Annotated in this window: 23 protein-coding genes; 6 read left to right on the top strand and 17 right to left on the bottom strand. The window is 70.8% G+C overall.

The genetic code is table 11. From position 1 onward, the window contains the following. Positions 1–189 precede the first annotated feature (189 nt). Together ACWEPL_RS33625 and ACWEPL_RS33620 are read left to right on the top strand one after the other, a co-directional pair. The gene (locus ACWEPL_RS33625) at positions 190–1,146 is read left to right on the top strand and encodes a TIGR02996 domain-containing protein (protein ID WP_452438569.1); all 957 of its coding nucleotides are present in this window, start codon (positions 190–192) and stop codon (positions 1,144–1,146) included. Further along, a complete protein-coding gene (locus ACWEPL_RS33620) occupies positions 1,143–3,029 on the top strand; it encodes a hypothetical protein (RefSeq protein ID WP_452438568.1) in 1,887 nt (628 codons plus the stop codon). Before ACWEPL_RS33625 ends, ACWEPL_RS33620 begins: the two co-directional genes overlap by 4 nt. 13 nt (positions 3,030–3,042) lie before the next feature. Here ACWEPL_RS33620 and ACWEPL_RS33615 read toward each other — a convergent pair whose 3' ends face one another. The 3 genes from ACWEPL_RS33615 to ACWEPL_RS33605 form a co-directional block, all read right to left on the bottom strand. Further along, positions 3,043–4,107, bottom strand: a complete 1,065-nt coding sequence (locus ACWEPL_RS33615; protein WP_452438567.1) for a class I SAM-dependent methyltransferase — start codon at positions 4,105–4,107, stop codon at positions 3,043–3,045. Positions 4,108–4,295: 188 nt separating this feature from the next. Continuing rightward, positions 4,296–4,736 (bottom strand): cupin domain-containing protein, encoded by a 441-nt coding sequence (locus ACWEPL_RS33610; protein WP_363971809.1) that lies wholly within the window; start codon positions 4,734–4,736, stop codon positions 4,296–4,298. A gap of 93 nt (positions 4,737–4,829) precedes the next feature. Then, positions 4,830–5,321, bottom strand: a complete 492-nt coding sequence (locus ACWEPL_RS33605; RefSeq protein ID WP_452438566.1) for a hypothetical protein — start codon at positions 5,319–5,321, stop codon at positions 4,830–4,832. Between the two features lie 225 nt (positions 5,322–5,546). Between ACWEPL_RS33605 and ACWEPL_RS33600 the strand changes: the two genes are divergently transcribed. Continuing rightward, positions 5,547–5,990, top strand: a complete 444-nt coding sequence (locus tag ACWEPL_RS33600) for an ester cyclase (RefSeq protein WP_452438565.1) — start codon at positions 5,547–5,549, stop codon at positions 5,988–5,990. Between the two features lie 43 nt (positions 5,991–6,033). Further along, positions 6,034–6,945, top strand: coding sequence for an aminoglycoside phosphotransferase family protein (locus tag ACWEPL_RS33595; RefSeq protein WP_452438564.1), 912 nt, complete (start codon positions 6,034–6,036; stop codon positions 6,943–6,945). A 29-nt stretch (positions 6,946–6,974) separates the two neighbouring features. Here ACWEPL_RS33595 and ACWEPL_RS33590 read toward each other — a convergent pair whose 3' ends face one another. The 14 genes from ACWEPL_RS33590 to ACWEPL_RS33525 all read right to left on the bottom strand — a co-directional run bounded on the left by ACWEPL_RS33590 (position 6,975) and on the right by ACWEPL_RS33525 (position 22,806). Continuing rightward, a complete protein-coding gene (locus ACWEPL_RS33590; protein ID WP_452438563.1) occupies positions 6,975–8,153 on the bottom strand; it encodes a phospholipase D-like domain-containing protein in 1,179 nt (392 codons plus the stop codon). Positions 8,154–8,156: 3 nt separating this feature from the next. Then, positions 8,157–9,176 carry an ABC transporter ATP-binding protein gene (locus ACWEPL_RS33585; protein ID WP_452438562.1) on the bottom strand — a complete coding sequence of 340 codons (1,020 nt, stop codon included), beginning with the start codon at positions 9,174–9,176 and terminating at the stop codon, positions 8,157–8,159. Beyond that, positions 9,169–10,149, bottom strand: a complete 981-nt coding sequence (locus ACWEPL_RS33580; protein WP_452438561.1) for an ABC transporter ATP-binding protein — start codon at positions 10,147–10,149, stop codon at positions 9,169–9,171. The genes ACWEPL_RS33585 and ACWEPL_RS33580 overlap by 8 nt, the downstream gene beginning before the upstream one ends. A gap of 2 nt (positions 10,150–10,151) precedes the next feature. Continuing rightward, positions 10,152–11,006, bottom strand: coding sequence for an ABC transporter permease (locus ACWEPL_RS33575; RefSeq protein WP_397372568.1), 855 nt, complete (start codon positions 11,004–11,006; stop codon positions 10,152–10,154). Continuing rightward, positions 11,006–11,932: an ABC transporter permease gene (locus ACWEPL_RS33570; RefSeq protein WP_363971793.1), complete on the bottom strand. Its 927-nt coding sequence runs from the start codon at positions 11,930–11,932 to the stop codon at positions 11,006–11,008. Before ACWEPL_RS33570 ends, ACWEPL_RS33575 begins: the two co-directional genes overlap by 1 nt. Further along, positions 11,929–12,984 carry a LacI family DNA-binding transcriptional regulator gene (locus ACWEPL_RS33565; protein ID WP_452438560.1) on the bottom strand — a complete coding sequence of 352 codons (1,056 nt, stop codon included), beginning with the start codon at positions 12,982–12,984 and terminating at the stop codon, positions 11,929–11,931. Before ACWEPL_RS33565 ends, ACWEPL_RS33570 begins: the two co-directional genes overlap by 4 nt. A 21-nt stretch (positions 12,985–13,005) precedes the next feature. Beyond that, positions 13,006–14,523 (bottom strand): ABC transporter substrate-binding protein, encoded by a 1,518-nt coding sequence (locus ACWEPL_RS33560; RefSeq protein WP_363971789.1) that lies wholly within the window; start codon positions 14,521–14,523, stop codon positions 13,006–13,008. 13 nt (positions 14,524–14,536) lie between these two features. After that, a complete protein-coding gene (locus tag ACWEPL_RS33555) occupies positions 14,537–14,869 on the bottom strand; it encodes a hypothetical protein (RefSeq protein WP_350734139.1) in 333 nt (110 codons plus the stop codon). An 8-nt stretch (positions 14,870–14,877) separates the two neighbouring features. Next, the gene (locus tag ACWEPL_RS33550; protein WP_350734141.1) at positions 14,878–15,840 is read right to left on the bottom strand and encodes a DUF6772 family protein; all 963 of its coding nucleotides are present in this window, start codon (positions 15,838–15,840) and stop codon (positions 14,878–14,880) included. A gap of 129 nt (positions 15,841–15,969) precedes the next feature. Continuing rightward, positions 15,970–17,799 (bottom strand): glycoside hydrolase family 2 protein, encoded by a 1,830-nt coding sequence (locus ACWEPL_RS33545; protein ID WP_452438559.1) that lies wholly within the window; start codon positions 17,797–17,799, stop codon positions 15,970–15,972. Continuing rightward, on the bottom strand, positions 17,796–19,412 hold the full coding sequence (locus tag ACWEPL_RS33540) for an alpha-L-arabinofuranosidase C-terminal domain-containing protein (RefSeq protein ID WP_452438558.1): 1,617 nt from the start codon (positions 19,410–19,412) through the stop codon (positions 17,796–17,798). Before ACWEPL_RS33540 ends, ACWEPL_RS33545 begins: the two co-directional genes overlap by 4 nt. A gap of 49 nt (positions 19,413–19,461) precedes the next feature. Beyond that, positions 19,462–20,352: a carbohydrate ABC transporter permease gene (locus tag ACWEPL_RS33535; RefSeq protein ID WP_452438557.1), complete on the bottom strand. Its 891-nt coding sequence runs from the start codon at positions 20,350–20,352 to the stop codon at positions 19,462–19,464. Further along, positions 20,349–21,293 carry a carbohydrate ABC transporter permease gene (locus tag ACWEPL_RS33530; RefSeq protein WP_355209310.1) on the bottom strand — a complete coding sequence of 315 codons (945 nt, stop codon included), beginning with the start codon at positions 21,291–21,293 and terminating at the stop codon, positions 20,349–20,351. Before ACWEPL_RS33530 ends, ACWEPL_RS33535 begins: the two co-directional genes overlap by 4 nt. A 22-nt stretch (positions 21,294–21,315) precedes the next feature. Continuing rightward, positions 21,316–22,806: an ABC transporter substrate-binding protein gene (locus ACWEPL_RS33525; RefSeq protein ID WP_452438556.1), complete on the bottom strand. Its 1,491-nt coding sequence runs from the start codon at positions 22,804–22,806 to the stop codon at positions 21,316–21,318. Between the two features lie 256 nt (positions 22,807–23,062). Here ACWEPL_RS33525 and ACWEPL_RS33520 point away from each other — a divergent pair, with 256 nt between their 5' ends. Together ACWEPL_RS33520 and ACWEPL_RS33515 are read left to right on the top strand one after the other, a co-directional pair. Beyond that, positions 23,063–24,568: a sulfatase-like hydrolase/transferase gene (locus tag ACWEPL_RS33520; protein ID WP_452438555.1), complete on the top strand. Its 1,506-nt coding sequence runs from the start codon at positions 23,063–23,065 to the stop codon at positions 24,566–24,568. Positions 24,569–24,608: 40 nt separating this feature from the next. After that, positions 24,609–25,172, top strand: a 564-nt coding sequence (locus ACWEPL_RS33515) for a LacI family DNA-binding transcriptional regulator (RefSeq protein ID WP_452438554.1), incomplete at its 3' end; no start/stop codon positions are given.

The raw sequence follows: 25,172 nt of genomic DNA, 5'->3' as shown, positions 1-25,172 counted from the left end.
AGACCTCCAACTGAGGCGGGCCCCCTGGCTCCGCCCGAGGGCGCCGCAAACGACACCGTGCCGCCTGGGACACGTCGGCGATCATGTACTCGGCGCAGCACGATACCTGCCCGCGCCGTCACTCGGGGACCGTTTACAGATGATGTGCGGCGCCTTGACACATCTGTCGATCTCCGTACATTCGTACGAATGCAAGTGACCGCCGTCGAAGACGCGTTACGGGCTCATCCCGACGACCTCGCCTCGTGGGGTGCCTACAGTGACTGGCTGCTGGAGCAGGGCGACGCCAGAGGCACGCTGATCCGCCTCGAACAGCGCCTGGCACGCACCCGTCCCGCCGACCGCCCGGCCATGGAGCGGGAGATCGCCGACCTCGTCGCGGAGCACGAGGGCGGATGGGACGACGGGTTGCCGGCGACGGCGCACGTGCTGGCCCGCCGGTACGGCTTCGCCACGGAGGTCGCCGTCCCGTGGTCGGACGACGTCCGCGAGGTCGTGGAGCAGGTGCTGCGCGGCCGGTTCGTCACCACGCTGAGGATCACGTCCCACGAGGCGTCCGACGAGGACGAGGAGTGGGACGACGAGGACGACTTCTGGGACGACGACGAGGACGACGAGGACGAGGACGACGAGGACGACGACGAGGACGACGGCCCGGGAGGCGGGGTTCGCCCCGGGCGCCTGGACATGCGGGCACTCGACGGGCTGGATCTCGGCCGGCTCACCGGGCTCGACCTCTCCTACCTGGACCTCGGTCCCAACGGCGCCGAACTCCTCGCCACCTTGCTCCGCACGGACGGGTTGCAGGCACTGGAACTGCGGTACTGCCGGATCGGCGACGCCGGTCTCGCGGCCCTCGCGGCGTCCCCGTACCTCGGCGGACTGCGCCGCCTGCACCTGCAGCGCAACAGGGTGAGCGCCGAGGGCGTGTGCTCCCTGCATCGGTTCACGGAGCTGACCGAGCTCGACCTGCGGTACAACCACATCGGAGAGGCGGGCGCGGAGGCCCTGATCGCGGCCCCGTTCGCCGGATCCCTCGCGCGGCTGTGGCTGTACGGCTCCGATGTGGGCAAGGACGGCGTGCGCAGACTGGCGCACGCCGCGAACCTTCCGTCCGGGCTGCGCACCATGTGGAGGTCCATGTGAGCATCGAACTTCGGGATCGCTTCTTCGTCCTGTCGGCCGGGGACGCGCCCGCCGAGGAGGCCGCCCGGTATCGGGCGGAGGTGGACGCGACCGACGCCGAGCCGGCCGCGACGGTGGACGGGCTGGACATCTCCTGGCATCCGTCGGCGCGGTTCAAGGCGGTGCGGTTCATCGACGCCGAGCGGATCGACGAGCGGGTGCGGGAGCTGTTCGCCCGGCCGAGCGGGGACGCGCCGTACCTGGCGGCGGTGTTCGTGGATCCGCACGAGTTGTCGTTCCGCACGTTCGAGAACATCGTCCCGCTGGACCGCCTGTTCGAGGACGTGCCGCTGGAGGCGGAGCTGGCCGAGCGGGCGGAGCACGCGGACGGGGTGTTCTCGTTCTCGCTGCGGCTGCCGGCCGAGGCCCGGGCCCGCCTGGAGCGGCTGGACGAGCTGAAGCTGTACGTGCCGCCGCTGAACGCCGGGTCCCGGGGCGGCGAACGGTTCATCTTCCACTCGGCGCTGCTGGCCGAGGCGTTGGGCGCGGCGGTGGCCGACGCGTTGCCGCCGGCGACGGCGGAGGGGTTCTCGCACGTGAACCCGGTGTTCAGGTGCAACCGGTTCGAGCCCGGTGACGCGAACTTCCACCGGCACCGGGACACGCCGTACTTCGACGCGGCGCGGCGGCACATCTCCCGGTACACGGTGCTGCTCTACCTCACCGGCGGCACGGGGTCGCCGGCGCTGGACCTGGTCGGCGGCGCCGCGCTCAGCGAGATCGGCGACTTCACGTGTGTGATCTTCGATCAGCGGTACGAGCACGAGGGCGCCCCCTACCGCGACGGCCGCAAGGTGTTCCTGCGTACCGAGCTCATCTTCACCGCCGACGAGGTCACCGAGGCGCCGGAGATCGGCGGGCTGTTCAGCAAGGCGTGCTACCTCACCGGTGAGAGCGTGTTCGCGCCGGAGCTGGCCCGGCACGCCGACGCGTACTACAACCAGGTGGCCGCCGCCCACTGGAACGGCCTGGGGGAGGGCCCGGCTCGCGAGACCTTCGTGCACAAGGAGTTCCGCGGGGTGCACTTCGTGGCCAACGGCTACGACTTCTGGTTCGCCAAGAGCGAGGAGCTGTCGCTGGCGGAGTGCGCCGCGATCACCCTGCTCGACTACTTCAACTGCAAGCTCGGCGACACCGCGTTCCGGGCGCTGTGCGAGACGGAGGTGATCGAGTCCGATGACGCCGCCTGGATCCCGGAGTTCCTGAGTGCCCGGCGCGGCGGATCCGTCATGACGCGGGTGGACAAGTCCGCGTTCTTCCCCGAGCCGGAGCGGGCCAACAACAGCATCTGCTGCCCGTTCCACTCCTCCGGAGGCTACGACCCCACGCGCCACGGCGAGATCATCGATCTCTACACCGACGCGCAGTCCTTCGCCAAGGCGCACATCCTGCCCGCGCCGATCCTCATGCTCGGCGAGGACGTGGCCCTCGACCCGGACCGGTTCGTCATCCAGGACAACCTCATCCACGTGCTCGGCAAGGGCGCCCTCCAGCCGGTGAACTTCGCCGCCTGCTGGAACGACGAATCCATCCCCGAGGACTACGTGGTCGTCGCGGCCAAGGTCGGCGTGGCGCAGTTCCTCGTCCCGCCCATCATCTACGCCGAGTCCGACGGCTGCTACCACCTCACGTTCGACTTCTTCCGCAACTCGTGGATGGTCGACCACCAGCGGGCCACCATCCCCGTCCCGAGGATCACCGAGGACCAGTGGGCCGATCCGGAGGAGAGGAGCCGCGCCTGGCGGCGCTACGTGGACGACTCGCTCGTCGACGACGAGCACCCGCTGCCGCCCAGCGACCTGTGGGACGACGAAGAGGACGACTGGGACGACGAGGACGACTGACGCGGCCGGGGAATCAGCGGCGGGCGTCGTAGACGCGGTTGGCGGGGCCCTCCGCGGCCAGCTTCCAGGTACGCAGGCCGGCCTCGTGCGCGATGCGCCGCAGGGCGTCCTCGCCGGCGTGGTTCCCCAGCGCGTACGGCCCCTTCTGGGCCAGCGCCCCGGGCAGGCACAACGTCGCGGACGTTGCCGTGAACGCCCGGCCGAGCGGGTTGATGTTGTCCTGGGGCGCCGCGGCGGCGTTCGGCTCGACGACCAGGCAGGCGCCGTCGGCGGCCAGCGTCGCCGCGGCCCGCCGGAACGCGGCGCCGGGGTCACCGAGGTCGTGCAGGCAGTCGAAGAAGGTGATCAGGCCGTGGTCGCCGCCGGGGAAGTCGCCCGCGCCCGCGACCTCGAAGGTCACCCGATCGGCCAGCCCCTGCTCCGCCGCCGCCCGCCGCGCGCTCTCGACGGACGGGCCGTGGAAGTCGAAGCCGTGGAAGCGGGAGGCAGGGTACGCGTGCGCCATGAGCAGCGTGCTGTGGCCGAAGCCGCAGCCGACGTCGGCGACGGACATGCCCCGCTCCAGCCCCTCCACGACGCCGTCCATGGCCGGCAACCACTCCTGCACCAGGGACGCCGCGTAGCCGGGGAGGAAGAACCTGGCCACCCCCTCGTACAAGGCGGACTCGTGCTCCTCCCAGCCCACGCCGCCGCCGGTCCGGTAGGCGTCCACCAGCGCGTCCTCGGTGGCGTAGAGCGGCTGGAGCATGGCGAACGCGCCGGCCGAGTACGCGGCAGAGGCCGGGTCCGCGAGCACGGCGGCGTGTTCGTCGGGGAACACATAAGTGTCTGTGCCGGGCTCGTAGTACACGTACTGGCCGGCCACCTGGGAGGCCAGCCACTCCCGTACGTACCGCTCGTCGAGGCCGGCACGGGCGGCGAGCTCCCCGGAGGTCAGCGGCCCGGCCCCGGCCATCGCCTCGTAGAGCCCGAGCCGGGTGCCGATCGACGTGCACAGGCCCGCGAGGGCGGCACCGCTGTCGATCGTCACGCGTTCCAGGAACTCCTTCACCCGATCCTGGTCAAGCGTTTTCTCCATGATTTCCCCCGTTGTTTTGCGATCGCAAATCTATATAAACCGTGACAATCACAGCTATATAAACGGTGAAAACCAGCCCAAGCGCCCGTCTTTCTTCGAAGAGGCGGGAACCGAACCCGGTTCCCGCCTTCTTCGCCTTCAGCGCGCGGTGGTGAACAGGAACGTGCCGTTCCGCACGTCCTCCATGGTCATGACCGCGGCGCGCGCCGGTCCCGCCGGGCCTCCAGCTCCTGCGGGCTGACCGGGACCAGCATCGGCTGCCCGGGCGCGCAGAACATCGTCACCACGAACGCCGACTCCTCGTCGGCCAGGTGGTTGCCGTCCTGGTAGTGGATCACGTCCCCACCGGGCTCCCAGAACGCCTCACCGGCCCGGACGACCCGCACGGGTTCGCCTTCGAGCTCGAAGTTGATGGCGCCCTTGACCACGTACCCGTACGCGGGGCCGGAGTGCCGGTGCGGCGGCGCGCCCGGGCTGTTCGGCGGCAACGTGACCAGGATCGTCATCGCCTCGGAGCCCTCCGGTGCGCGCGGCGCCCCCGGCACGGTGGCGACGATCTCGATCTTCGGCGGCGGCCCGCTCCGGTCGGGGTTCTCGAGCTGGTGGGCGTGAGCTTGGTCGATGCTCATCAGGTTCCTTTCACGGGACGTCGGCCGGCTCGGTCCGGCCGTGCACCAGCTCAGACAAGACAGCGTCCCGATGTGTGACAGCACTCTGACCCGTCAGAGGGCCAGCGCGGCCATGAAGGCCATGCTGGCCGCCATTCCGGCCGAGCACACGTCCTGACCGAACATCCTTCGGTCCGCGCTCCGCTCGGGCAGGACGCGGAGGAGCCGGGCGCAGGTCCAGGCCAGCCCGATGACCAGGGCCAGCACGGCCGGCGAACCGCCTCCGTGCGGGTGCCCGGCCGTGGCGCCGGCGAGAGAGGGCGAGCCGAACGCCGTCAGCACCATGAGGATGGACATGACCACGAAGTCCTGGATGTGATGACCGGTCTCGGCGCGGCGGGAGGGGGAGCCGCAGAGCCAGCCGGCGGTCAGCAGCGCGAGCACCGCCGCGGACAGGAACCAGCCGCCCAGGTGCCCGGCCGCCATGCCGAGCGCCATGACGACGTGCGGCCACCTCCTGGTGGGACGCGCGGAGGGCAGCAGGGCCGGGGCGAGGGCCAGGGCGCACCCGGCCGATATCCCCACCGCGTGGAGGAAGGCCTGCATCAGGCGGTCTCGACTTTCACCGGGCAGGCACTCCTCGTTTTCCGAACTGGCCGAGATGGTAGTGGCCGGGACGATGCCGGCACCAGGGTGGTCACCCCCTCTGACAGGACAGCTCGGCAACCTGTGACAGGCATATATATCTCTAGAAAACGACCTATGCCCGATATTGGCTTCTGTACTAAGGGTTGGCCCAATAATTGCCCATTCGACTATTAAAATGAGTCGATGTCTGATCCCCGACGCCCGCTGGACCGGCTGCGCAGGGCCTTCAACCGCCACGACCTGGACGGCCTCGCGGACACCTTCAGCCGCGGCGCGGTCCTCGTCGCGCCGGACGGCGTGGGCCAGGACAGGGACGAGATCGCCTCCTACTACGGCGCGTTCATCGAGGCGTTCCCGGACTCGAGGTGCACCGTTCAGTCGCTCACGGTCCTGGGCGACACCCTGGTGGCGGAGTACACCCTGAGCGGCACGCACAAGGGCGCCTACCTGATGCCCGGAGGGGGCGTGGCCGCGGCGACCGGCCGTCCCATCCTCGTGCGCGCGTGCAGCGTCTCGACCGTGGAGGACGATCTCATCGTCAGCCACCGCATCTACTACGACCAGCTGGAGCTGGGCGCGCAGATCGGCGGCGCGCTCCGCTTCGAGGAGGACGAGAGGCCGGCCTGAAAACCCTTTGCACGGCGGCGGTCGCGGCGGCCACACTCTCGGGGTGATCGACAGTGTGCCCCCCGACGGACGTGCCGGAATCGACGCCTCGCTGGTCAAGCGGCTGATCGAGGACCAGTTCCCGCAGTGGGGCGATCTGCCCGTGACGCCGGTCGAGGTCGATGGCTGGGACAACCGCACCTATCGCCTCGGCGAGGAGATGACGGTGCGCCTCCCCACCGCCGCCGGATACGCGCCGGCGGTCGACAAGGAACATCGATGGCTGCCGGTCCTCGCGCCGTCGTTGCCGGTCGCGGTCCCCATGCCGCTGGCCAAGGGCGTACCGGGCGCGGGATACCCGTTCGGCTGGTCGATCCGCAGGTGGATGGAGGGGCGGACGGCCACCCTCGACCGCGTCGACGACCCGTGCGCGTTCGCGGAGTCGGTGGCCGGATTCCTCCTCGCGCTGCGGCGCGTCGACGCCACGGGCGGGCCCGCGGCCGGTGCGCACAGCTTCTACAGGGGTGCGCCGCCGGCGCACTACGACGAGGACACCCGTCGCGCCCTCGCCGCGCTGGACGGTCAGCTCGACACCGGCCTGGCCTCGGCCGTCTGGGACGCCGCCCTGGAGGCGACCTGGTCCGGGCCGCCGGTGTGGTTCCACGGCGACATCGCCGGCGGCAACCTCCTGGTCAGGGACGGAAAGCTGGCCGCCGTCATCGACTTCGGAACCTCGGGTGTCGGCGATCCCGCCTGCGATCTGGTGATCGCCTGGACGATGTTCTCGGGCGACAGCAGGGAGGCCTTCCGCAGGGCCATCGGCCAGGATCGCGCCATGTGGGCGCGGGCCCGGGGCTGGGCACTGTGGAAGGCGCTGATCGTGCTGGCCGAGAAGCTCGGCACCGACGAGGAGCAGGCCGCCGTCCAGCGGCGGGTCATCGACGAGGTCCTGGCCGACCACAAGGACGCCGGCTAGCGATCGGGATCGCCGGCCGGCGTCCAGGATCAACCGGCCAGGGGCGCGACGGCGCGCATGCGCTCGAAGTTGGCGACGTACTGCCGGTAGATCGCCTTGTTGTTGAGCCTCAGCAGCGTCTCGTCGTTGCGGCGCAGCGACGTCTCGATGTAGTTGTGGCTGCCCGTGATCACCCAGCGGGCGTCGCGGTCGCCGTCGTACGAGCCCTCGATCAGCAGGTACTTGGAGTGCACGCGGCCGGGCAGCGCGCCGCCGTCGCCCAGGGTGCGCAGCTCGACGCGCGGCTCGGCCAGCAGGAGCTGCTTGACCTCGTCGCTCATGATGCCGTACACGATCTGGACCGTGCAGCCGCGGGCGGCCAGGTCGCGGAGCTTGGCGGGGATGGCGATCCGGAAGGTGTCCCACTCGGACATGCCGGCCCGGATCGTGGTGCCGCCCCGGCAGGACACCTTGCCGAGCTCGTCCACGATGGGGTCGCCGTCCGCCTTGGGGAAGAAGGAGGCCCGCACCGACCCGCCGGGGCCGCCGGTCTGGACGACGCGGTAGTAGTCGAGGTTCTTGCGCTCGGCGGCCAGGTCGCCGAAGTAGCCGGAGTAGGCGTCGTACAGGCGCCGGTTCCCGGGCAGGACGACCGCGTTGTTCCAGTACGTGGAGGAGTTGAGGTCGGTCAGGTTGGCCGACGACTGGACCACCACGTCGGAGGCGTCGCCCGTGCGGGAGAACAGGTAGAACTTGTTGTGCTGCCCCTTGTTGCCGATGCACGCGGCGGTGCCGCCGGAGAGCGGCCCGCTGCAGACGTGCGTCCACGAACCGGCCGCCGTGTCGGTGCCCAGCGCGGCGGAGAGCTTGCCGGCCACGGTCGCGCCGCGCGTGTCCCCGTCCAGGATGACCTGTACGTCCACGTCCCGCTGGTGCGCCTTGATCAGCTCGTCGGCGAACTCGGTGCCCGCGGCGCCCGACATGACGAAGTGGGCGACCTGGATGCGGGCTCCGGCGGGGGTCTGCCGGACGAGGCCGCAGAGCGTGCGCACGAGGGCGGCCGGGTCCCCGCCCGCGGGGTCGTTGAACACGGCGGTCGTCGTGACGTGCGCGGGAACGGGGGCGTCGGCGCAGGCGGAGGCCGCGGCCGAGGCCGGGGCGGCGCCCGTCAACGTGGCCGCGGCAATAACGGCGGCCACGGCCGGCACTGACAGGGACTTGCCAAGCATGGATCACTCCTTCTGGACGCGGCCATGATCGGCCGCGGGTGTCGCCGGTGCGTCGGGGAAGTGGCACGCGACCGGATGACCCGTGTCCCGGCCGACGAGCGCCGGCTCCTCGTCGCGGCACCGATCCTGGACCTTCCAGCAGCGTGTTCGGAAAGGGCAGCCTGAAGGCGGGTCCAACGGTGAGGGAACATCTCCTGACAGGACGATCTCGCCGCGTTCGCCGTCCCTCCAGTCGTCCACGCTCGGCGCCGCCGACAGCAGCGCCTGCGTGTACGGGTGGGCCGCGCTCCGGTAGACGTCCTCCTTGGAGCCGGTCTCGACGACCTTGCCCAGGTACATCACCGCCACCCGGTCACACAGGTGACGGACGACGCCCAGATCGTGGGAGATGAACAGGTACGCCACACCCAGGTCCCGCTGGAGCTCCCCGAGCAGGTTGAGGATCTGGGCCCGTACCGAGACGTCGAGCGCGGAGACCGCCTCGTCGCAGACGATCAGGCGGGGGCGGACGGCGAGCGCGCGGGCGATGCTGATGCGCTGCCGCTGCCCGCCGGAGAACTGGTGGGGGTAGCGTCCGGCGTGCTCCGGGCGCAGGCCGACGCGGTCGAGCAGAGCGCCGACCTCCGCGTCCCACCGCTCGCGCGGCACCAGCCCCGGATGGATCCGCCAGGCCTCCTTGATGAGGTCGGCGACCTTCATGCGGGGGTTCAGCGCGGCGTACGGGTCCTGGAAGACGAGCTGGATCTCCCGGCGCAGCCTGCGCAGCTCCCTGGCGGGCAGGGCGGCCAGGTCGCGGCCCTCGAACAGGACCTTGCCGCTGGACGGGCGCACCAGGCCGACGATGGTCCGCGCGACCGTGGACTTGCCGCAGCCGGACTCGCCGACCAGGCCGACGGTCTCTCCCGCGTGGACGGTCAGGCTGACGCCGGCCACGGCGCGCACCTCGCCGCCGGGCCGGCCGATCCCGGCCCGCAGGCGGTAGGTGGTGACCAGATCGGTGAGCTCGAGCAACGGCTCAGCCATGCGCCGCCACCTCCTCGGCGAAGTGGCAGGCGCTGGCCCTGCGGGTACCGAGCTCACGCGGCAAGGGGTCGTCGGTGCGGCAGACGTCCCTGGCGAACGGACAGCGCGGATGGAAGGAACAGCCCGCGGGCGGCGCGGCGAGGTCGGGCGGCTGACCCTCGATGGCCTCCAGCGGGGCGCCGATGTCGCGGGGATCGGGCACCGCCCGCATCAGGCCCAGCGTGTACGGGTGCGCGGGCCGCTCGTACACCTCGGCCACGGTGCCCGTCTCGACGACGCGGCCGGCGTACATGACGGCCACGCGATCGGCGGCACGCGCCACCACGCCGAGGTCGTGGCTGATGAGGATCATGCCGAGCCGCTGGGCCTGCTGGCGCTGCCGCAGCAGCCGCAGGATCTGCGCCTGGACGGTGACGTCGAGGGCGGTGGTCGGCTCGTCGGCGATGAGCAGCAGGGGATCGAGCGCCAGCGCCATCGCGATCATCACGCGCTGCCGCATGCCGCCGGAGAAGCGGTGCGGGTGGTCGTCCAGGCGCCGCTCGGCGTCCGGGATGCCCACCTGCGTCATCAGCTCCGCCGCCCGCCGCCTGGCCTCGGCCCTGCGGGTGCCGCGGTGCCTGCGGAACATCTCCGCGATCTGGTAGCCGACGGTCAGCGACGGGTTCAGGGCGCTGAGCGGATCCTGGAAGATCATCGCGATGCGTTCGCCGCGCAGTTCCCGCCATTCGCGGTCGGACAGGCCGACGACGTCGCGGCCCTCGATGGCCACGCGACCGCCCGCGATCCGCGCGTTCAGCGGCACCAGGCCCATCAGCGTCTGCGCGGTGACGCTCTTGCCGCTGCCGGACTCGCCGACGATCGCGAGCGTCTCGGCCTCGCCCACCTCGAAGGACACCCCGCGTACGGCACGCAGCGGCCCCTCCGGGGTGTCGAACTCCACCGCCAGCTCGCGGACCTCCAGCAGATTGGCCATCGTCACAGCTCCGTCATCGGGTCGGAGGCGTCGCGCAACAGGTCGCCGAGGACTCCGATGCTCACCACCACGAGGGCCAGCGCGGCTCCGGGCGCGGCGGCGATCCACCAGGCCGACGCCAGGTAGTCGCGGCCCTCGGCGATCGTCGCGCCCCAGGACGCCTGGGAGGCCGGGACGCCGAGGCCGAGGAAGCTCAGGGACGCCTCGGCGACCATGGTCAGGCCGACCTGCACGGTCGCCGCGACGAGCAGCGGCGGCAGGCACGACGGCAGGATGTAGTGCACGAGAATGCGCCCGTGCGAGGCGCCCATCACCCGGGCCGAGTCGACGAACTCCCGGTCGCGCACGGCGAGCGCCGAGCCGCGCACCACCCTGGCGAAGATCACCCACCGGGTGACCGCCAGCGCGATGATCACGTTCACCATGCTCGGGCCGAGCACTCCTGCCAGCAGGATCGCCAGGAGCAGGCTGGGGAAGGCCAGCTGGATGTCGCCGACCCTGGAGATGATCCCGTCGGCCCAGCCGCCGAAGTAGCCGGCGAACAGCCCGAGCACCAGCCCGGCCGTCCCGCCGACCAGCACGGTCACCAGGGCCACCGTCAACGACGTGCGCATCCCGGCCAGCACCTCGGCAAGGATGTCCTGGCCGACCTGATCGGTGCCGAGCCAGGCGACGGCGCCGTCGGACAACCGGGTCCCCGGCGGCAGCAGGCGGTCGACGGGACTGGTGCGGGCGGCGTCGAACGGCGCCAGCAGCGGCCCGAGCACGCCGGCCGTCGCGAACACCAGCACGGTCCCGAGCGCCAGGCGAGCCCGCAGCGGCAACGCGGCCGGTCGGCTCGGGGCTTTCACTGACATCAGGCGTTCTCCAACTGGATCCTGGGGTCGAGGTACACGTAGAGCACGTCGACCAGCAGGTTGAGCACGATGTAGCAGACCGTGATCACGGTGAGGACGGCCTCGACCACGGCGTAGTCGCGGAAGGTGATCGAGTCGATCAGCAGCGAACCGATCCCGGGCCAGGCGAAGATCACCTCGACGATCACGCCGTTGGCGATGAAGTAGCCCATGAGCAGGCCGAGCATGGTCACCACCGGGACCAGGGTGTTGCGCAGCACGTGGATGTAGAAGACGACCCGGTGACTCAGCCCTTTGGCGTGGGCCGTCCGGACGTAGTCCTGGTTCATCTCCTCGAGGATCCCGGTCCGTACGAGCCGGCCCAGCCAGCCGACGAACGGCAGCGCCAGGGTGAGCGCCGGCAGCAGCAGGCTGACCAGGGTCCCGTCGGCGGTGCTCGGAAGGATCTGCAGCCACCGGGCGAAGATCAGCGACAGCATGATGCCGATCCAGAACGGCGGCAGCGCCTGGCCGACCAGCGAGGACACCGAGACGAGGTGGTCGGCCCAGGTGTTCGCGCGGCGGGCGGCGAAGGAGCCGGCGGCGAAGCCCAGCACGATGGTGATCACCATGGCCCAGACGGACAGCGACAGGGTCGGCCCCAGCCGTTCCAGGCAGGCGTCCAGAGCGCTGACACCCTGCCGCCAGGACTGGCCGAAGTCGAGGGTGACGATGTCCTGGAGGTGGTGCGCGTACTGGATGGGCAGGGGGTCGCGCAGCCCGAGCCGGTCGCGCAGCGCCTCCAGCGCCTCCGGCGTGGCCTGGCTGCCGAGGATCAGCTCGGCCGGGTCGCCCGGCAGCACGCGCAGCGCGATGAAGACGATGGTGATGGCGCCCCAGACCTGCAGCAGCGCCTGGGCGAGCCGCCGTCCGACGAAGGCGGTCATGTGACGCCCCCACCGCTCGACGCCCGGATGACCAGCCGCGGCGGGAACAGGATGTGCTCGGGAGGCCTCCCCGCCGCCGGCCGCCCCAGCCGCCGGAGCATGTGGTCGACCGCGGACACGGCGATGTCGGCGGCGGGCAGCTCGACGGTGGTCAGCGAGGGGATCACGTACGGCGCGAACGGGTGGCCGCCGTAGCCGACGACCAGGATGTCGTCGGGGATGCGCAGGCCCTCCTCGTTCGCCACCCGGTAGACGCCGAGCGCGAAGTAGTCGTTGCCGGCGACGAACGCCATCGGCCGTTGAGCGGTCCGCACGACCTCTCTGCCCAGCCGGTAGGCCTCGCTCGGGTCCCACGGCATCGCGCTCTGCTCCAGCCGCCGGGTCGGCACCTTGATCAGGGTGTCCGGCTCGATGGGCAGGCCGCTGTCGGCCATGGCCCGCCGGTAGCCCTCGACCCGGTCGGCGACGGACGAGACGTGCAGGTCCTCCTCCAGGAAGTAGATCTTCCTGGCGCCCTGGGCGACGGCGTGCCTGGCGGCCTCGTAGCCGCCCTGGACATGGTCGACGCCCACCAGGTCGGTGTTCAGCTCGGGCACGTCGCGGTTGATCAGGACGAGAGGCACCCCGGCCGCCCTGAACCGCCGCCAGTGCTCGGCCCCCTCCTGCACGGTCACCACGAGCACGCCGTCCACGCCGCGCCGCAGCAGCTCCTCCGCCGCGCGCCGCTCGTTGTCCAGGCTCTCCTCCGTCGCCATCAGCAGCAGGGAGTAGCCGTGCTCCCGGCAGCGCTGCTCCATGCCGCTGATGAGCTGGGCGTAGAACGGGTTGGACGGATTGGTGATGACCATGCCGAGCGTGCTCGCCGAGCCCAGCACCAGGGATCGGGCGGTCACGTTCGGCACGTAACCGAGCCGCTCGGCCTCGGCCTTGACCCGGTTCCTCGTCTCCACGCCGACGCTGTCCTTGTCGGACAGCGCGCGGGAGACGGTGTTCACCGAGACGCCGAGGCTCTCGGCGATGTCCTTCAGAGTGGTACGGCGTGCCTCGCGCATGTCACTCTCGTTCCGTAGGGATCATCCGGCGGTCGACACCGTGCGGAACTCGGGCTGGCTGTTGGCCGCCGGGACGAATCCCGCCACCGAGGAGCGCAGCCCGTACGTGCTGGACAGCGCCGCCGGGAAGACGCCGACCGCGTCACGCCAGATGATCTCGCACGCCTGGGCGTACAACGACTTGCGCTCGTCCTGGCCGGACGTGGAGCGTGCCTTGGCGAGGATGCCGTCGAGCTCCTTGTTCCGGTAGCCCATGCGGTTGGCCTCGCTGGTGTAGAGCCGGCCGAGCGTGTAGTCGGCGTCGCCCGTGGTCACGGTGTTGACCTGGAGCTCGATGTCCCAGTCGAGCGCGGTCAGGCGCTTGAGCCAGGCGGCCTTCTCGATCTGCTGCGGCTCGACGACGACGCCGACCTTGGCCCAGGCCGAGATGATCGACTGTGCCAGCTCGGTGGCCAGCGGGCCGGTGTCCTTGAACCACATCATCGAGGTGCGGATGCCGGAGCCGTGGCCGGCCTCGGCCAGCTCGCGCTTGGCCAGGTCGGGGTCGTAGTCGTACGGCTGCTGGGGCGCGTGGCCGAAGACGGCCGACGGGATGGGGGCGTCCATGACGGTGGCGGCGTCGCCGTACAGGCTGGAGACGATGCTCTTGACGTCGAGCGCGTGATGGAGCGCGCGGCGCACCCGCGGGTCGGAGAAGGGTTTCCTGCCGCAGTTGAACCAGGCGAGGAAGTAGTTCACCCCCGGCTTGCTGTCGATCTTCACGCCGTTCACGCCGCCCAGCCGCTTGAGCTCGTCGGGAGGGATGATCCAGGTGACGTCCACCTCGCCGTTCTGCAGCGAGGTGATGCGGGTGGAGGCCTCGGGGATGTACGGCAGGCGCAGACCGGGCAGCTTGGCCGCGCCGCCCCAGTAGCCGGGCACGGGCTTGAGCAGGAGCTGGGACGACGGCGTGAACGACTCGACGGCGAACGGCCCGCTGCCGATCGGGCTGCGCGACAGGTCGGCCTTGCCGATCCGGGCGGCCGGGATGATGAAGGCGAGCGTCAGGTTCACCAGCATCGTGCCCAGCGGATCCTTGGTGGTGATCCTGATGGTGCCCGCGTCGGGGGCTTCGACGGCGTCCACGGCGGACCACAGGGGCTTCTGCGGCCCGTCGGACGCGGCCAGCCGCTCCAGCGACGCCTTGACGTCCGCCGAGGTCAGCTTGGTGCCGTCGTGGAAGACGACGTCCTCGCGAAGGGTGAACTCCCACGTCGTGTCGTCGGGCTGTTTCCACGAAGTGGCCAGGCGCGGCACGAGCCGGTCGCCGTCCCTGGCCACGAGCGTGTCGTAGATCTGCCGGTTGGCGAGGAGCGAGGCCTCGTCGACGGCGCTCGCCCCGTGCGGGTCCAGATCGTTGATCGCCTGGTAGAACGCCGCGTTGAACGGCCGGTTACCTCCCGAGGCCGATCCCGTCGCCGGGCCGCCAGGGGCGCACCCCGCGACTGCGGCGCCGGCGGCTCCCAGGAGGGTCAGGAACTGGCGCCTGCTTGTTGCCATGGTCGTACCTTTCTCAGCTTTTCAGGGCCAGGTAGATCAGTACCTTGGCCCGCGGGTCGCCGCCCGCCAGCGTGGCCCGCAGCCGCAGCCAGTGGCCGAACTCGCGCACCCGCAGGGACACCAGGCCCGGCTCCTTCACGATCTGCTCGGTGGTCTCGTCGTCGTCGCACCAGTGCAGGCCGTCGGGGGAGATCTGGGCGGTCAGGCGCAGTTCCTGGCCCTCCAGCTCCAGCGTCCGCACGAACCAGCGCGCCTCGGCCGCCCATCCGGCCTCGTACGGCTCGGTGACGAAATCCTTGGTGAAGGTGGTGTTGCGCTCCAGAACGGCGGTAAGAGCATGCCTCATGCCGGTGTTCACCAATCCACGGAAATGAGTGCGGAATCGAGGAAGAGGAAGTTGCGTACCGGAGAATGGGTGCGCACGCTCACGTAGAAATTGAGCAGGTTCTCCAGGCCGTCATATTTGTCGGGATACTGCGGGACCGGGACATGTCGCATGTCCATGACCCGGTCGTTCACCTGGAGCTCGATATTGGTGCGCGTCCTGGTGTCGAACTGCCAGCGCAGGTAGTGCCAATTGACCTTTGTCGGCACCTCGTTGTAGCAGAGGTACTGCGGTTTGTCGTCGAGCGGGCGCCAGTCCTCCGGATTCGGGGCGGTGAAGTCCTCGACCGGGGACAGGTTCTCCTGGTTGTGCAGGTTCTCCCTGGGGGTGGGCTCGGGCACCACGGGGTAGATCCAGCGCCTGGTGAACCTGTTGTCCAGGTCGGTGTTCTGGTAGCGGGCGACGCAGTGATAGCGGATGCCCTCGCCGTCGCACAGGTCCGTGGCCACGGTGAACGCCCCGAACTGGGCTTCGGACGGGTGCAGGTTCCCGTCCCATTCGATGTCGCCGAAGCTGTTGCCGAGCGAGGACTCGGCCGTGGCCGCCTCGCTCTTGTAGGTGAAGTACGTCTCGAACTGCACCACGCCGCGCCTGGCCATGGTGAGGCGGCGGATCGCGACCGCCGTGTGGCCGGCCACCGGGCGGGTGGCGACCTTGAGCGCGTAATTGCCGCTCATCGCGGCGTGCGTGCCGATGTCGAAGAAATCGCACGAGCTGAGCTGCGGCGGCCGGAAGTCGCGCATGTGCACGTCCACCGTGTCGAGATTTCCGTGGCCGTCGTGATTGCCGATGAGCTCGCACCAACCGTGCGTTCCGGTGGTGAACTCGTCGAAGGCGAGGATGCGGGGGAGGGGATTGAACTTGGACAGCTTCGGATCGGCCGCGATCAGCGCGCGGCGTAGGTCCTCGGCCGGAACATGGGTGGTCTCCACGCTCGCAGGCGTCCTTCCCATAGAAATTCCGGGCCCAGGATTAACGTTAACGTGAACGTTAATCCTGGGTTTCGAGGACGCTAACTCGTCACATCCGCGGATGTCAAGGGTGTGCGGTCGCGAGCACGCTCAGCGGTCCCTGGCCGCGCGGCGGGCCGCGTCGATGGCCTCGGCGGGCACCGACCGGGCCGGGCGGGTGAGGATGCGGCGGATGGTCTCCGCGGGCACCTTGGGCTCTCGGTCCTCGGTCAGCAGCCCGTTGCGCTCCTGCTCGGTGTCCGCCAGCTGGGTCCAGCACAGACCGGCCAGCTCCGGATTGTCCAGCACCGCGTCCACGAGCTGCCGGAACCCCTCGGTCAGCTCCTCCGTGGAGCCGACGGTGCCGTACCCGTGCCAGGCCTCGTCCGGCGCCGGGCGGAGGCTGGTCCCGCCGATCTCGGACAGCACGACCGGCTGCCCGCGCCGGACCGGGTCGCCGAGCAGGGCGACGCGCCGCGCGGGCGGGCGGTCGCCGAGGATGCGCGCGAGCGCCTCGGGCCCGGCGTAACGCTCGCGGATCGACTCGCCGGTGGGCGCGTAGTCGTGCAGACCCCAGATGTCGCTCTCCGTGTGCTCCCACCCGTCGTTGGAGATCACCGGCCGGGTGCCGTCGAGCGCCTTGGTGAGGTGGTAGAGCGCGGCGGTGGCGTGCCGCTGCTCGGGCACGTCCGCCGCGTGCCAGACACCCCAGCTCTCGTTGAACGGCACCCACGTCACCACGCACGGATGGCTGCGGTCGCGGGCGACGACCTCCAGCCATTCGCGGGTCAGCCGCTCGACGGCGCGGGGCGAGTACTCGTACGCGCTGGGCATCTCGCTCCACACCAGCAGGCCGAGCCGGTCGCACCAGGCCAGGAACCGCGGATCCTCGACCTTCTGGTGCACCCGCACGCCGTCGAACCCGAGCTCCTTGGCCAGTTCGGCCTCCCGGCGCAGCGCGCCGGGAGCGGGGGCGGCCAGGTGGGAGCCGGGCCAGTAGTTCTGGGCGAGGACCAGGCGCAGGAACCGGGGCCGGCCGTTGAGCAGGAACCTGCCGTCCCTGACACCGACGCTGCGCAGGCCGACGTACGAGGTCACCGCGTCGATCAGGACGCCGTCGCGGCGCAGCTCGACGCGGGCGTCCAGCAGGGTCGGCCGCTCCGGCGTCCACAGGAGCCCGCTGAGCTCCATCTGGTGCCGGGCGGCCGGGACGGCGATCACCCACCGGCCGTCCCGCCGGTCGGCGCGGCACGTCTGCTCCGCCAGGACCTCGTCCCCGAGGGTGAGGACCACGTGGACGTCCACGGCGGGGTCCGGCCGCTGGGAGAGCTCGACCTCGACGGCGACCGCGGCGCCGGGCACGTCCGGGGTCCAGTGCAGCTCCCGGACGTGCAGCGCGGGCACGACCTCGGCCCAGACCGGCTGCCAGATGCCGGTGGTGCGGTGGTACCAGATGTTGTGGGGCTCCCCGCGCCAGTCCTGCTTGCCGCGCGGCTGGGTCGCGTCGTCGCACTCGTCCTGCGCGCGGACCACCACGACCTGCTCCCCGCCGGGGACGACGGCCTCGGTGACGTCGAAGGTGAAGGGGGTGTGACCGCCCTCGTGCTCGCCGGCGTACTCGCCGTTGAACCACACCCGCGCCCGGTAGTCCACCGCGCCGAAGTGCAGCAGGAGCCGCTCGTCCGGCCCCGGCTCGCGCTCCAGGCGCAGCGTGCGGCGGTACCACACGATCGGGTGCGGCTCGGGCTCGTGGACGCCGGACAGCTCGCTCTCGGGCGGGTACGGCACGGTGATCGCGCGCGTGAAGGCCCCGGCGTCGCGGTGCCGGCCCTCGGCCAGGCCGCGGTCGTGGTCGTCGGTCGCGTAGCCCCACTCGCCGCACAGGTCCTGCCAGTGCGGGCGGACGAGGAGAGGACGGGGGTGGCCGGCATTTTGGGTCACGAAGGCTCCCCGAGAAGGGTCAGCACGGTCACCGAGTGCGGCGCGATCTCCCACGCCCCGCCGCTCGTCTCGACCTCGCCCAGGTCCCGCACGGCGATCGTGTCCTGCGCGCCGAGCGTGTTGACCGCGCCGAGACCGGGGACGTCGCCGCCGACGGTGCGCACCCGCGCGCGGGCGGGGGTGGCGCCGGAGCTGCCGTCGAGGACGAGCCGCACGCGGATGGTCTCGTCGCGGTGCCGGTTGACGACGGCCACCCGCACCGAGCCGTCGTCGGCGCGGGTGGCCGACACGTCGATGTACGGGACGGTCATGGGCGCGGTGAGCAGCCGGCCGTCCGGGCCCCAGTTGTCGCCGAGCCGGACCGCGGTCGTCCTGGCCGGGCCGTCCACCTCGGACGGCAGCACGGTCCTGCCGGTGTGGTGCCGGTAGAGGTGCCAGACGTGGTAGATCGCTGAGCGCAGCGCGCCACCGGGGCGGGCGACCACCAGGCCGTTGGCGTTGACCAGGTTGACCGGGTTGGCCATGGACACGGGCGCGGGCAGAGCGGCGGAGCGGTGGACGGCATGGAACACTCCTGCGCAGAAGACCAGGTCGGCGACCGTGCGGGGGCTCCACCGGTTCACCCGCACCCGGCGTCCCGGACCGTCGCCCGCCTCGGGCAGCTCGCGCTCGGCGACGCCGCCGTCGTCGCCGGGCAGCGGCTGCGGCCAGTCCTCGGGTTCGAGGTGGCGCATGGTCCACTCGTCGAGCGCGAGCGCGGGCGGGCGCTCCAGGCCCACCTCGGCGGCGAGCTCGGTGACGAGCCGCGAGTAGGCGTGGATCTCCCGCTCGAAGTACAGCGCCTGGGCCACGACGGCGTCGTAGTCGTCGCCGGTCCACAGGTGGGTGCCGGCTCCGTACAGGTGCAGGGACAGGTAGTCCAGCAGCTTGCCCGCGCGGGCCAGCACCGGGCGCGTCCACTGCTCCTGCTGCCAGGGGATGCCGACGCCGATCAGGCGGATCTCGGGGTCGACCAGGCGCATGAACCGGGCGTGCTCGCGGGCGGCGGCGGCGTACTCCTCGGCCGTGCGGTGGCCCATCTGCCACGGGCCGTAGACCTCGTTGCCCACGCCCCAGTAGCGCACCTTCCACGGCTCGGCCCGCCCGTTCGCGGCGCGGCGGCCGGTGAGCGTGGTGGCGCGGGCGGAGTTGGTGTACTCGACCCAGCGCACCGCGTCGTCCACGCTCCGGCAGGAGTGCACCAGGTACGGCTCCGCGCCCGCCGCCTCGCACCAGGCCAGGAACTCGTCGGTGCCGAAGCGGTTGGACTCCTGCCCGCCCCAGGCCGGCTCCAGCCGGCTGGGCCGCGTCTCGCGCGGGCCGATGCCGTCCTCCCAGTGGTAGGCCGAGGTGAAGTTGCCGCCCGGCCAGCGGATCGGCCCCGGGCCCAGCTCGCGGACCAGGTCGAGCACGTCGGTACGGACGCCGTTGAGCAGGCCGGGCTCGGCGACGGACAGCGGTGAGCCCTCATCGAACACGCCGCCCTCGATGTTGCCGAAGAACGCCGATTCCAGGAAATGTCCGTAGACGTCGTCGTCGATCCGGCCCGCCGGGCGGCGAGTGTCGATCGTCACGAGTGCCTCACGGCCATGGACAGACATATGTTTCAAAACTCCGTTCCTGTCACTGCTTCACCGCTCCCGCGATGCTGTCGACGAACTTCCGCTGGAGGACGACGAAGACGGCGATCACCGGGATCAGCGAGATCACGGCGGCCGCGGCCATCCCCGACCAGTCCGTTTCCCGCTCGCCCACGAAGACCGTCATGCCCACGGCCAGCGTCCGCAGGTCGGAGTCGCTGAGCGTGAACACCAGCGGAAGCAGGTAGACGTTCCAGGCGAACAGGTACGTGAGGATGACCACCGTGGCGGTGATCGGCCAGGCCAGCGGGAGCATCACGCGGAAGAAGACGGTGAAGTGGCCCGCGCCGTCCAGGCGGGCGCACTCCTCCAGCTCCTTCGGCAGCTTCCTGAAGAACCCGGCGTAGAGGAGGGTCGAGGCGATCTGCCCGCCCGCGCCCAGGCCGAGTATCACGCCGGCGTGAGTGTTGAGCAGCCCGAGCTGGTCGGTGAGCTGGGTGATCGGGATGATCGTGTAGCCCTCGGGCAGGAAGAACGTGACCAGGAACAGGCCGATGACGAACTTCTTGCCGACGAAGTCGTAGCGGCCCAGCACGTAGCCCGCCAGGGCGCTGCGCACGACGACGAGCACCACCGTGCCGGCGGTGATGACGAGGGTGTTGACCAGATACCTGGCGAAGCCGACCTCGCTCCAGGCACGGGCGTAGTTCTCCCAGACCGGCTCCTCGGGCAGCAGACCGAGCCCCGTGCCGAAGATCTCGGGAGAGGTCTTCAGCGACGCCGAGACCAGCCAGACGAACGGGTAGACCCACAGGCAGCCGAGCACGAGCAGCAGGACGGCGGTCACCACCTGCCCGGTGCTCGGCCGGCGGCGCGGGGCCGGCCGTCCGACAAGCGGGCGGCGGGCGGGCCGGGTGTCCGCGGGCGCGGTCATGCCGACCCCATCCGGCTCCTGGCCCAGCGCATGCCCAGCGCCTGGGCGATCGCGAGGACCATGGTGAGCAGCCCGAACAGCACCGCCGCGGCCGAGGCGTATCCGAGCTGGGGGACTGTGGCCTGGAAGGCCGTACGGAAGATGAAGATCTCGATCACCTCGGAAGAGAAGGACGGGCCCCCGCCGGTGAGGGTCTGCATCAGGTCGAAGACGTTGAACGCCGCCACGGTGTCGATCAACGTGATGATCACCAGGAACGGCACCAGCAGCGGCAGCGTGACGCGCCGGAACTCCGCCCAGGGGCCCGCGCCGTCGATCATCGCGGCCTCGTGGACGCCCTGCGGGATCGTCTGCAGCGCGGCCAGCCAGTAGATGAGGGTGATGCCCAGCCACTTCCACACCCAGACGGCGATCCCGGCGAAGAGCGAAGTGCCGGCGTCGGCGGCGAAGTTCGCCGGCGACTCGATCAGGCCCGCCCAGACGAGCGACATGCTCACCGGGCCGCCGGCGTCCAGCAGCAGCGTGAACACGATGCCGACGATGGCGCCCGTGGTGACGACCGGCAGGAAGAACAGCGTGCGGAAGAAGCCCTTGAACGGCGTCTTCTTCCGGTTGAGCACGATCGCCAGCGCGAGCGCCAGCCCGACCCGCAGCGGCACGGCGATCACGAGGAACACGATCGAGTTCCAGAACGCGTTCCAGAACAGCTCGTCCTCGATCAGCCGCGCGAAGTTCTCGACGCCGATGAACGTCCCGGCGTCGGCGAAGCCCGGCCAGTCGAGGAACGCGAACCACCACGACGCCAGCAGGGGATAGATGGTGTACGCGCCGTACCCGACGAGGGTCGGCAGGAGGAAGAGGTAGATCCACCAGTCCTTGCGCAGGCGCCTCAGCCGTCCGGGCCGGGGGTGTGCGGAGGTCTGCCCGTGGGTTGTCGTCATGGTGCTCCTGTCCGGCCGCCCCTCAGCGGCCGGCGTAGTCCTGCTGCTCGTAGTCCTTCTTGCGGTCCCAGTTGGCGAAGACCCAGGCGTCGAGGCCGACCTCGACCCCCTTCTCCTCCTTGACCGCCTTGATGGCACGCTCGCGCTCGGTGCTGAGCTGGTCCTTGTAGCGCCGGAGCTGGCCGCCCACGTCGGAGTTGGAGCCGGTCAGCACCGACTGGACGATGTCGCCGAGGTCGGGATGGATGTCGCGCATCTCGGCGAGCACCTGCCACACGCCCGGCGTGCCGACCTCGGGCACCGGTCCGATGCGCACGTCGTCCTGGAAGTTGGCGACGCACTGCCGGTAGGCGGGGTGCACCTGCGCCTCCGCCACCACCTCGGCCAGCGCGGGCGGCTGGTCCATGGCGGCGGCCAGCTTGAGCTGGAACTCCTTGGTGGTCATCTGCAGCAGCACCTCGGCCGCGGTCTGGGCCTTCTTCGACTGTTTCGACACCCAGAACGTGCCGGGCGCCGGAGGGCTGTAGACGAAATTCCTGGTGGTCTCGGGACACGGGATGTGCCACACGCCGACCCCGCGCTCGACCGCCTCGGGCTCGTCCACGCGCAGGCCGCCGACGAACCACGCGCCCCACGGGTAGATGGCCGCCTGCCCGGCGGCCCAGCGGGCGCGGGCGTCGCGGGGGCCCATCGACGCGGACGCCGGATGGACGACCTTGTCCTTCTGCAGCGAGACGAGGAACTCGACGGCGTCGATGTACGGCTGGGAGTCGTGGACGTACTCGCCCGTCTTCCAGTCGATGGCGCCGGGCCCGGGGGCGCCCGCGGTCATCGCGAGCCGGTGGACCAGCGCCGCCAGGTACGCGGGGTCCTTGAGCGGGATCACCATCCCGTACGCGCCGGCGGCGTTCCCCTTGGTCACGCGGCGGGCGACGTCGCGCAGGTCGTCCCAGGTGGCCGGCTCGTCCTCGGGGTCCACCTTGGCCTCCTTGAGCAGCGCCGTGTTGAACCACGGCACCGCCTCGTGATTCCGGCCGGAGAACGGCGCGAAGGAGTAGATCTCGCCGTTGAAGCGGTGGATGCCGTCGTAGAGCTGGCCGGCGACCGGGCTGCCGGCGAAGTCGGCGAGCTTGCCGACCGGCTGGAACCAGCCCTCGCTGACCAGGGCGGCCGGGGATACGGCGCCCAGCCCCGCCAGCGAGTGCACGTCCGGCATCTGGTTGCTGCGCCGCGCCACCTGCAGCGCCTGGCCGAGGTCGGGCGCGTCCATCTGGCGCCGTTCGATCGTGACGCCCGCGTGGCTCTTCTCGTAGGGGCTGAAGAGGTCGCTCTCCAGCATCTTGGTCAGCGGCCTGAACTGGTCCCACCACTGCAGCGCGTTACCGGCGGCCTGGCTCTGGCGGCTCAGCTGCCCGCCGCCGGTGCACGCGGTCAGCGCCGCCGCCAGGACGGCGGCGCTCGTGCCGCCGAGGAACTGGCGGCGGCTGACGTCACGGCGCCCGGCGCCTGACACATCGGGCAGGGTTCCAAGGATTCGGCGATGCGACCCCATGGCGACTCCTCTTCGTCGTCGAGTCGGTCACGATCCCGCCCAGCCCTGAACCTTCAGGGACCCCCGTGAAGCGGTTCCATGTTTGCGCTAACCTATGACCGCCACCTATCAGCGTCAAGGTCATGACGGTGAGGTTTCTTTGAGCTGCAGCTCAGGCGCCATGATCCCCGCTGCTGACGGTGATTCCGATGTTTGCGGAAACAAGCATGGAGGCCCGATGAGCCAACCCACGAACGTGCTCTTCCTGATGACGGACCAGCACCGCGTCGACACCCTCGGCTGTTACGGCAACCCCCACGTGTCCACACCGCACCTGGACGCCCTGGCCGCCTCGGGCACCCGCTTCGACGCCTGCTTCACCCCGTCGGCCATCTGCACCCCCGCCAGGGCCAGCCTGCTGACCGGCGTGCTGCCGTTCCGGCACCGGCTGCTGGCCAACTACGAGCGCAACGTGGGGTACTCGGAGGAGCTGTCGGACGAGTTCACGCCCTTCTCCCACCGCCTGCGCGAGCACGGCTACAACGTCGGCATCGAGGGCAAGTGGCACGTCGGGCGGCGGCGCGGCCCCGGTGAGTTCGGCTTCGACGGCGCCCACTACCCGGGCTGGCACAACCCGGTGGGGCACCCCGACTACCTGGCCTGGCTGGAGCGCCACGACCTGCCGGGACCCGAGATCAGCGAGGAGGTGCGCGGGGTCTTCCCCAACGGAGAGCCCGGCAACCTGCTCGCGGGCGTCCTGCACCAGCCGGGGGAGGCCACGTTCGAGCGCTTCCTCGCCGACCGCACGATCGACCGGCTCGAACGCTACGCCGAGGACTTCCACCGCGACGGCCGCCCCTTCTACATGGCCGTGCACTTCTACGGGCCGCACCTTCCCTACCTGCTGCCGCGCGAGTACCTGGAGATGTACTCGCCCGACCTGGTCGAGCTGCCCGAGTCGATCAAGGAGACGTTCGAGAACAAGCCGCCCGTCCAGCGGCGCTACAGCGAGCACTGGACGCACGACACGCTCGGCGAGGAGACCGCGCGCCGGCTCGTGGCCGCGTACTGGGGGTATGTGACGCTCATCGACGAGCAGGTCGGCCGACTGACCGAGGCCCTGGAGCGGCTCGGCCTGACCGGCAGCACGGCGGTGGCCTTCACCGCCGACCACGGCGAGTTCACCGGCTCCCACCGCCTGCACGACAAGGGCCCGGCCATGTACGACGACATCTACCGCATCCCCGGCCTGCTGCGCGTCCCCGGCTCGCCGGGCGGCGCGTCGACCGGGGCCTTCGTCAGCCTGGTCGACTTCACGGCGACGATACTCGACCTGGCGGGGGCCGGCCCCGAGCCGGGCGCCGACGGCCGCAGCCTGGTGCCGTTCGCGCTGGGGGAGGAGCCCGCCGGCTGGCGCGAGGACATCACCGCGGAGTTCCACGGCCACCACTTCCCCTATCCGCAGCGCATGTTGCGCACGCGCCGGTTCAAGCTGGTGGTCAACCCGGAGAGCGTCAACGAGCTCTACGACCTGGAAGAAGATCCGTCCGAGCTGACCAACCGCTACGGCGACCCGGCGCTCGGCGAGGTCCAGTCGGCGCTGATCGGTCGCCTCTACCAGCGGCTTCGGGCCTCCGGCGACAATTTCCACCACTGGATGACGTCGATGTACGCTGTCGGCGGCAAGGACTACGACACGTCCTTGAGCGACTTCGAAGGAACCAATCACCAGGGCCTGGCCTGACCTTGTTCAGCGCTGCTACGAGGAAGGGAGAGCACCCCGCGTGGCTCGGCAACCAGGGACGGGGGCGTCCGGCGGCCCGTCGATGGCGGACGTCGCCAAGATCGCCGGTGTGTCAGGACAGACCGTGTCGCGGGTCGTCAACGGCAACGACCGGGTGACCGCCGCCACGCGGCTCAAGGTCGAGACGGCCATGAGACAGCTCGGCTACCGCGCCAACATCGCCGCGCGGGCGCTGGCCACCGGCCGGTTCGGCACGATCGGCGTCGTCATGTTCAACCTCAGCGCCGTGCTCAACGTCCGCATCCTCGAGGCCGTCGTGACCGGCGCCCAGGCCCGCGGCTACTCGGTGAGCGTCGCGATGGTCAACGGCCCGACCGAGAAGGACATCCGCGCCGCCGTCCGCGGCCTCACCGACCGCGCGGTGGACGGCGTGATCGTGATAGAGGCCCGGGTGCTCGACACCCCGCACCTGCAGCTTCCCGAGGAGGTGCCGGTGGTGATCGCCGACAGCAGGGCGGCGCACCGGCACCCCACCTTCGGCATGGACGAGGCTGCCGGCGTCCGCGCCGCCGTGGATCACCTGCTCGGGCTCGGCCACGCCACC

It is taken from the genome of Nonomuraea sp. NPDC004186 (genome assembly GCF_053603495.1).
The sequence above is the reverse complement of the archived record's forward strand: the minus strand, read 5'-3'. Positions and strand labels throughout refer to the sequence as shown.

Excerpts from the sequence above, each read along its gene's own strand:
- ACWEPL_RS33625 (WP_452438569.1), top strand. The coding sequence starts at position 190 with ATGCAAGTGACCGCCGTCGAAGACGCGTTACGGGCTCATCCCGACGAC.
- ACWEPL_RS33615 (WP_452438567.1), bottom strand. The coding sequence starts at position 4,107 with ATGGAGAAAACGCTTGACCAGGATCGGGTGAAGGAGTTCCTGGAACGC.
- ACWEPL_RS33610 (WP_363971809.1), bottom strand. The coding sequence starts at position 4,736 with ATGAGCATCGACCAAGCTCACGCCCACCAGCTCGAGAACCCCGACCGG.
- ACWEPL_RS33605 (WP_452438566.1), bottom strand. The coding sequence starts at position 5,321 with ATGCAGGCCTTCCTCCACGCGGTGGGGATATCGGCCGGGTGCGCCCTG.
- ACWEPL_RS33600 (WP_452438565.1), top strand. The coding sequence starts at position 5,547 with ATGTCTGATCCCCGACGCCCGCTGGACCGGCTGCGCAGGGCCTTCAAC.
- ACWEPL_RS33590 (WP_452438563.1), bottom strand. The coding sequence starts at position 8,153 with ATGCTTGGCAAGTCCCTGTCAGTGCCGGCCGTGGCCGCCGTTATTGCC.
- ACWEPL_RS33585 (WP_452438562.1), bottom strand. The coding sequence starts at position 9,176 with ATGGCTGAGCCGTTGCTCGAGCTCACCGATCTGGTCACCACCTACCGC.
- ACWEPL_RS33580 (WP_452438561.1), bottom strand. The coding sequence starts at position 10,149 with ATGGCCAATCTGCTGGAGGTCCGCGAGCTGGCGGTGGAGTTCGACACC.
- ACWEPL_RS33575 (WP_397372568.1), bottom strand. The coding sequence starts at position 11,006 with ATGTCAGTGAAAGCCCCGAGCCGACCGGCCGCGTTGCCGCTGCGGGCT.
- ACWEPL_RS33570 (WP_363971793.1), bottom strand. The coding sequence starts at position 11,932 with ATGACCGCCTTCGTCGGACGGCGGCTCGCCCAGGCGCTGCTGCAGGTC.
- ACWEPL_RS33565 (WP_452438560.1), bottom strand. The coding sequence starts at position 12,984 with ATGCGCGAGGCACGCCGTACCACTCTGAAGGACATCGCCGAGAGCCTC.
- ACWEPL_RS33560 (WP_363971789.1), bottom strand. The coding sequence starts at position 14,523 with ATGGCAACAAGCAGGCGCCAGTTCCTGACCCTCCTGGGAGCCGCCGGC.
- ACWEPL_RS33555 (WP_350734139.1), bottom strand. The coding sequence starts at position 14,869 with ATGAGGCATGCTCTTACCGCCGTTCTGGAGCGCAACACCACCTTCACC.
- ACWEPL_RS33535 (WP_452438557.1), bottom strand. The coding sequence starts at position 20,352 with ATGACCGCGCCCGCGGACACCCGGCCCGCCCGCCGCCCGCTTGTCGGA.
- ACWEPL_RS33530 (WP_355209310.1), bottom strand. The coding sequence starts at position 21,293 with ATGACGACAACCCACGGGCAGACCTCCGCACACCCCCGGCCCGGACGG.
- ACWEPL_RS33520 (WP_452438555.1), top strand. The coding sequence starts at position 23,063 with ATGAGCCAACCCACGAACGTGCTCTTCCTGATGACGGACCAGCACCGC.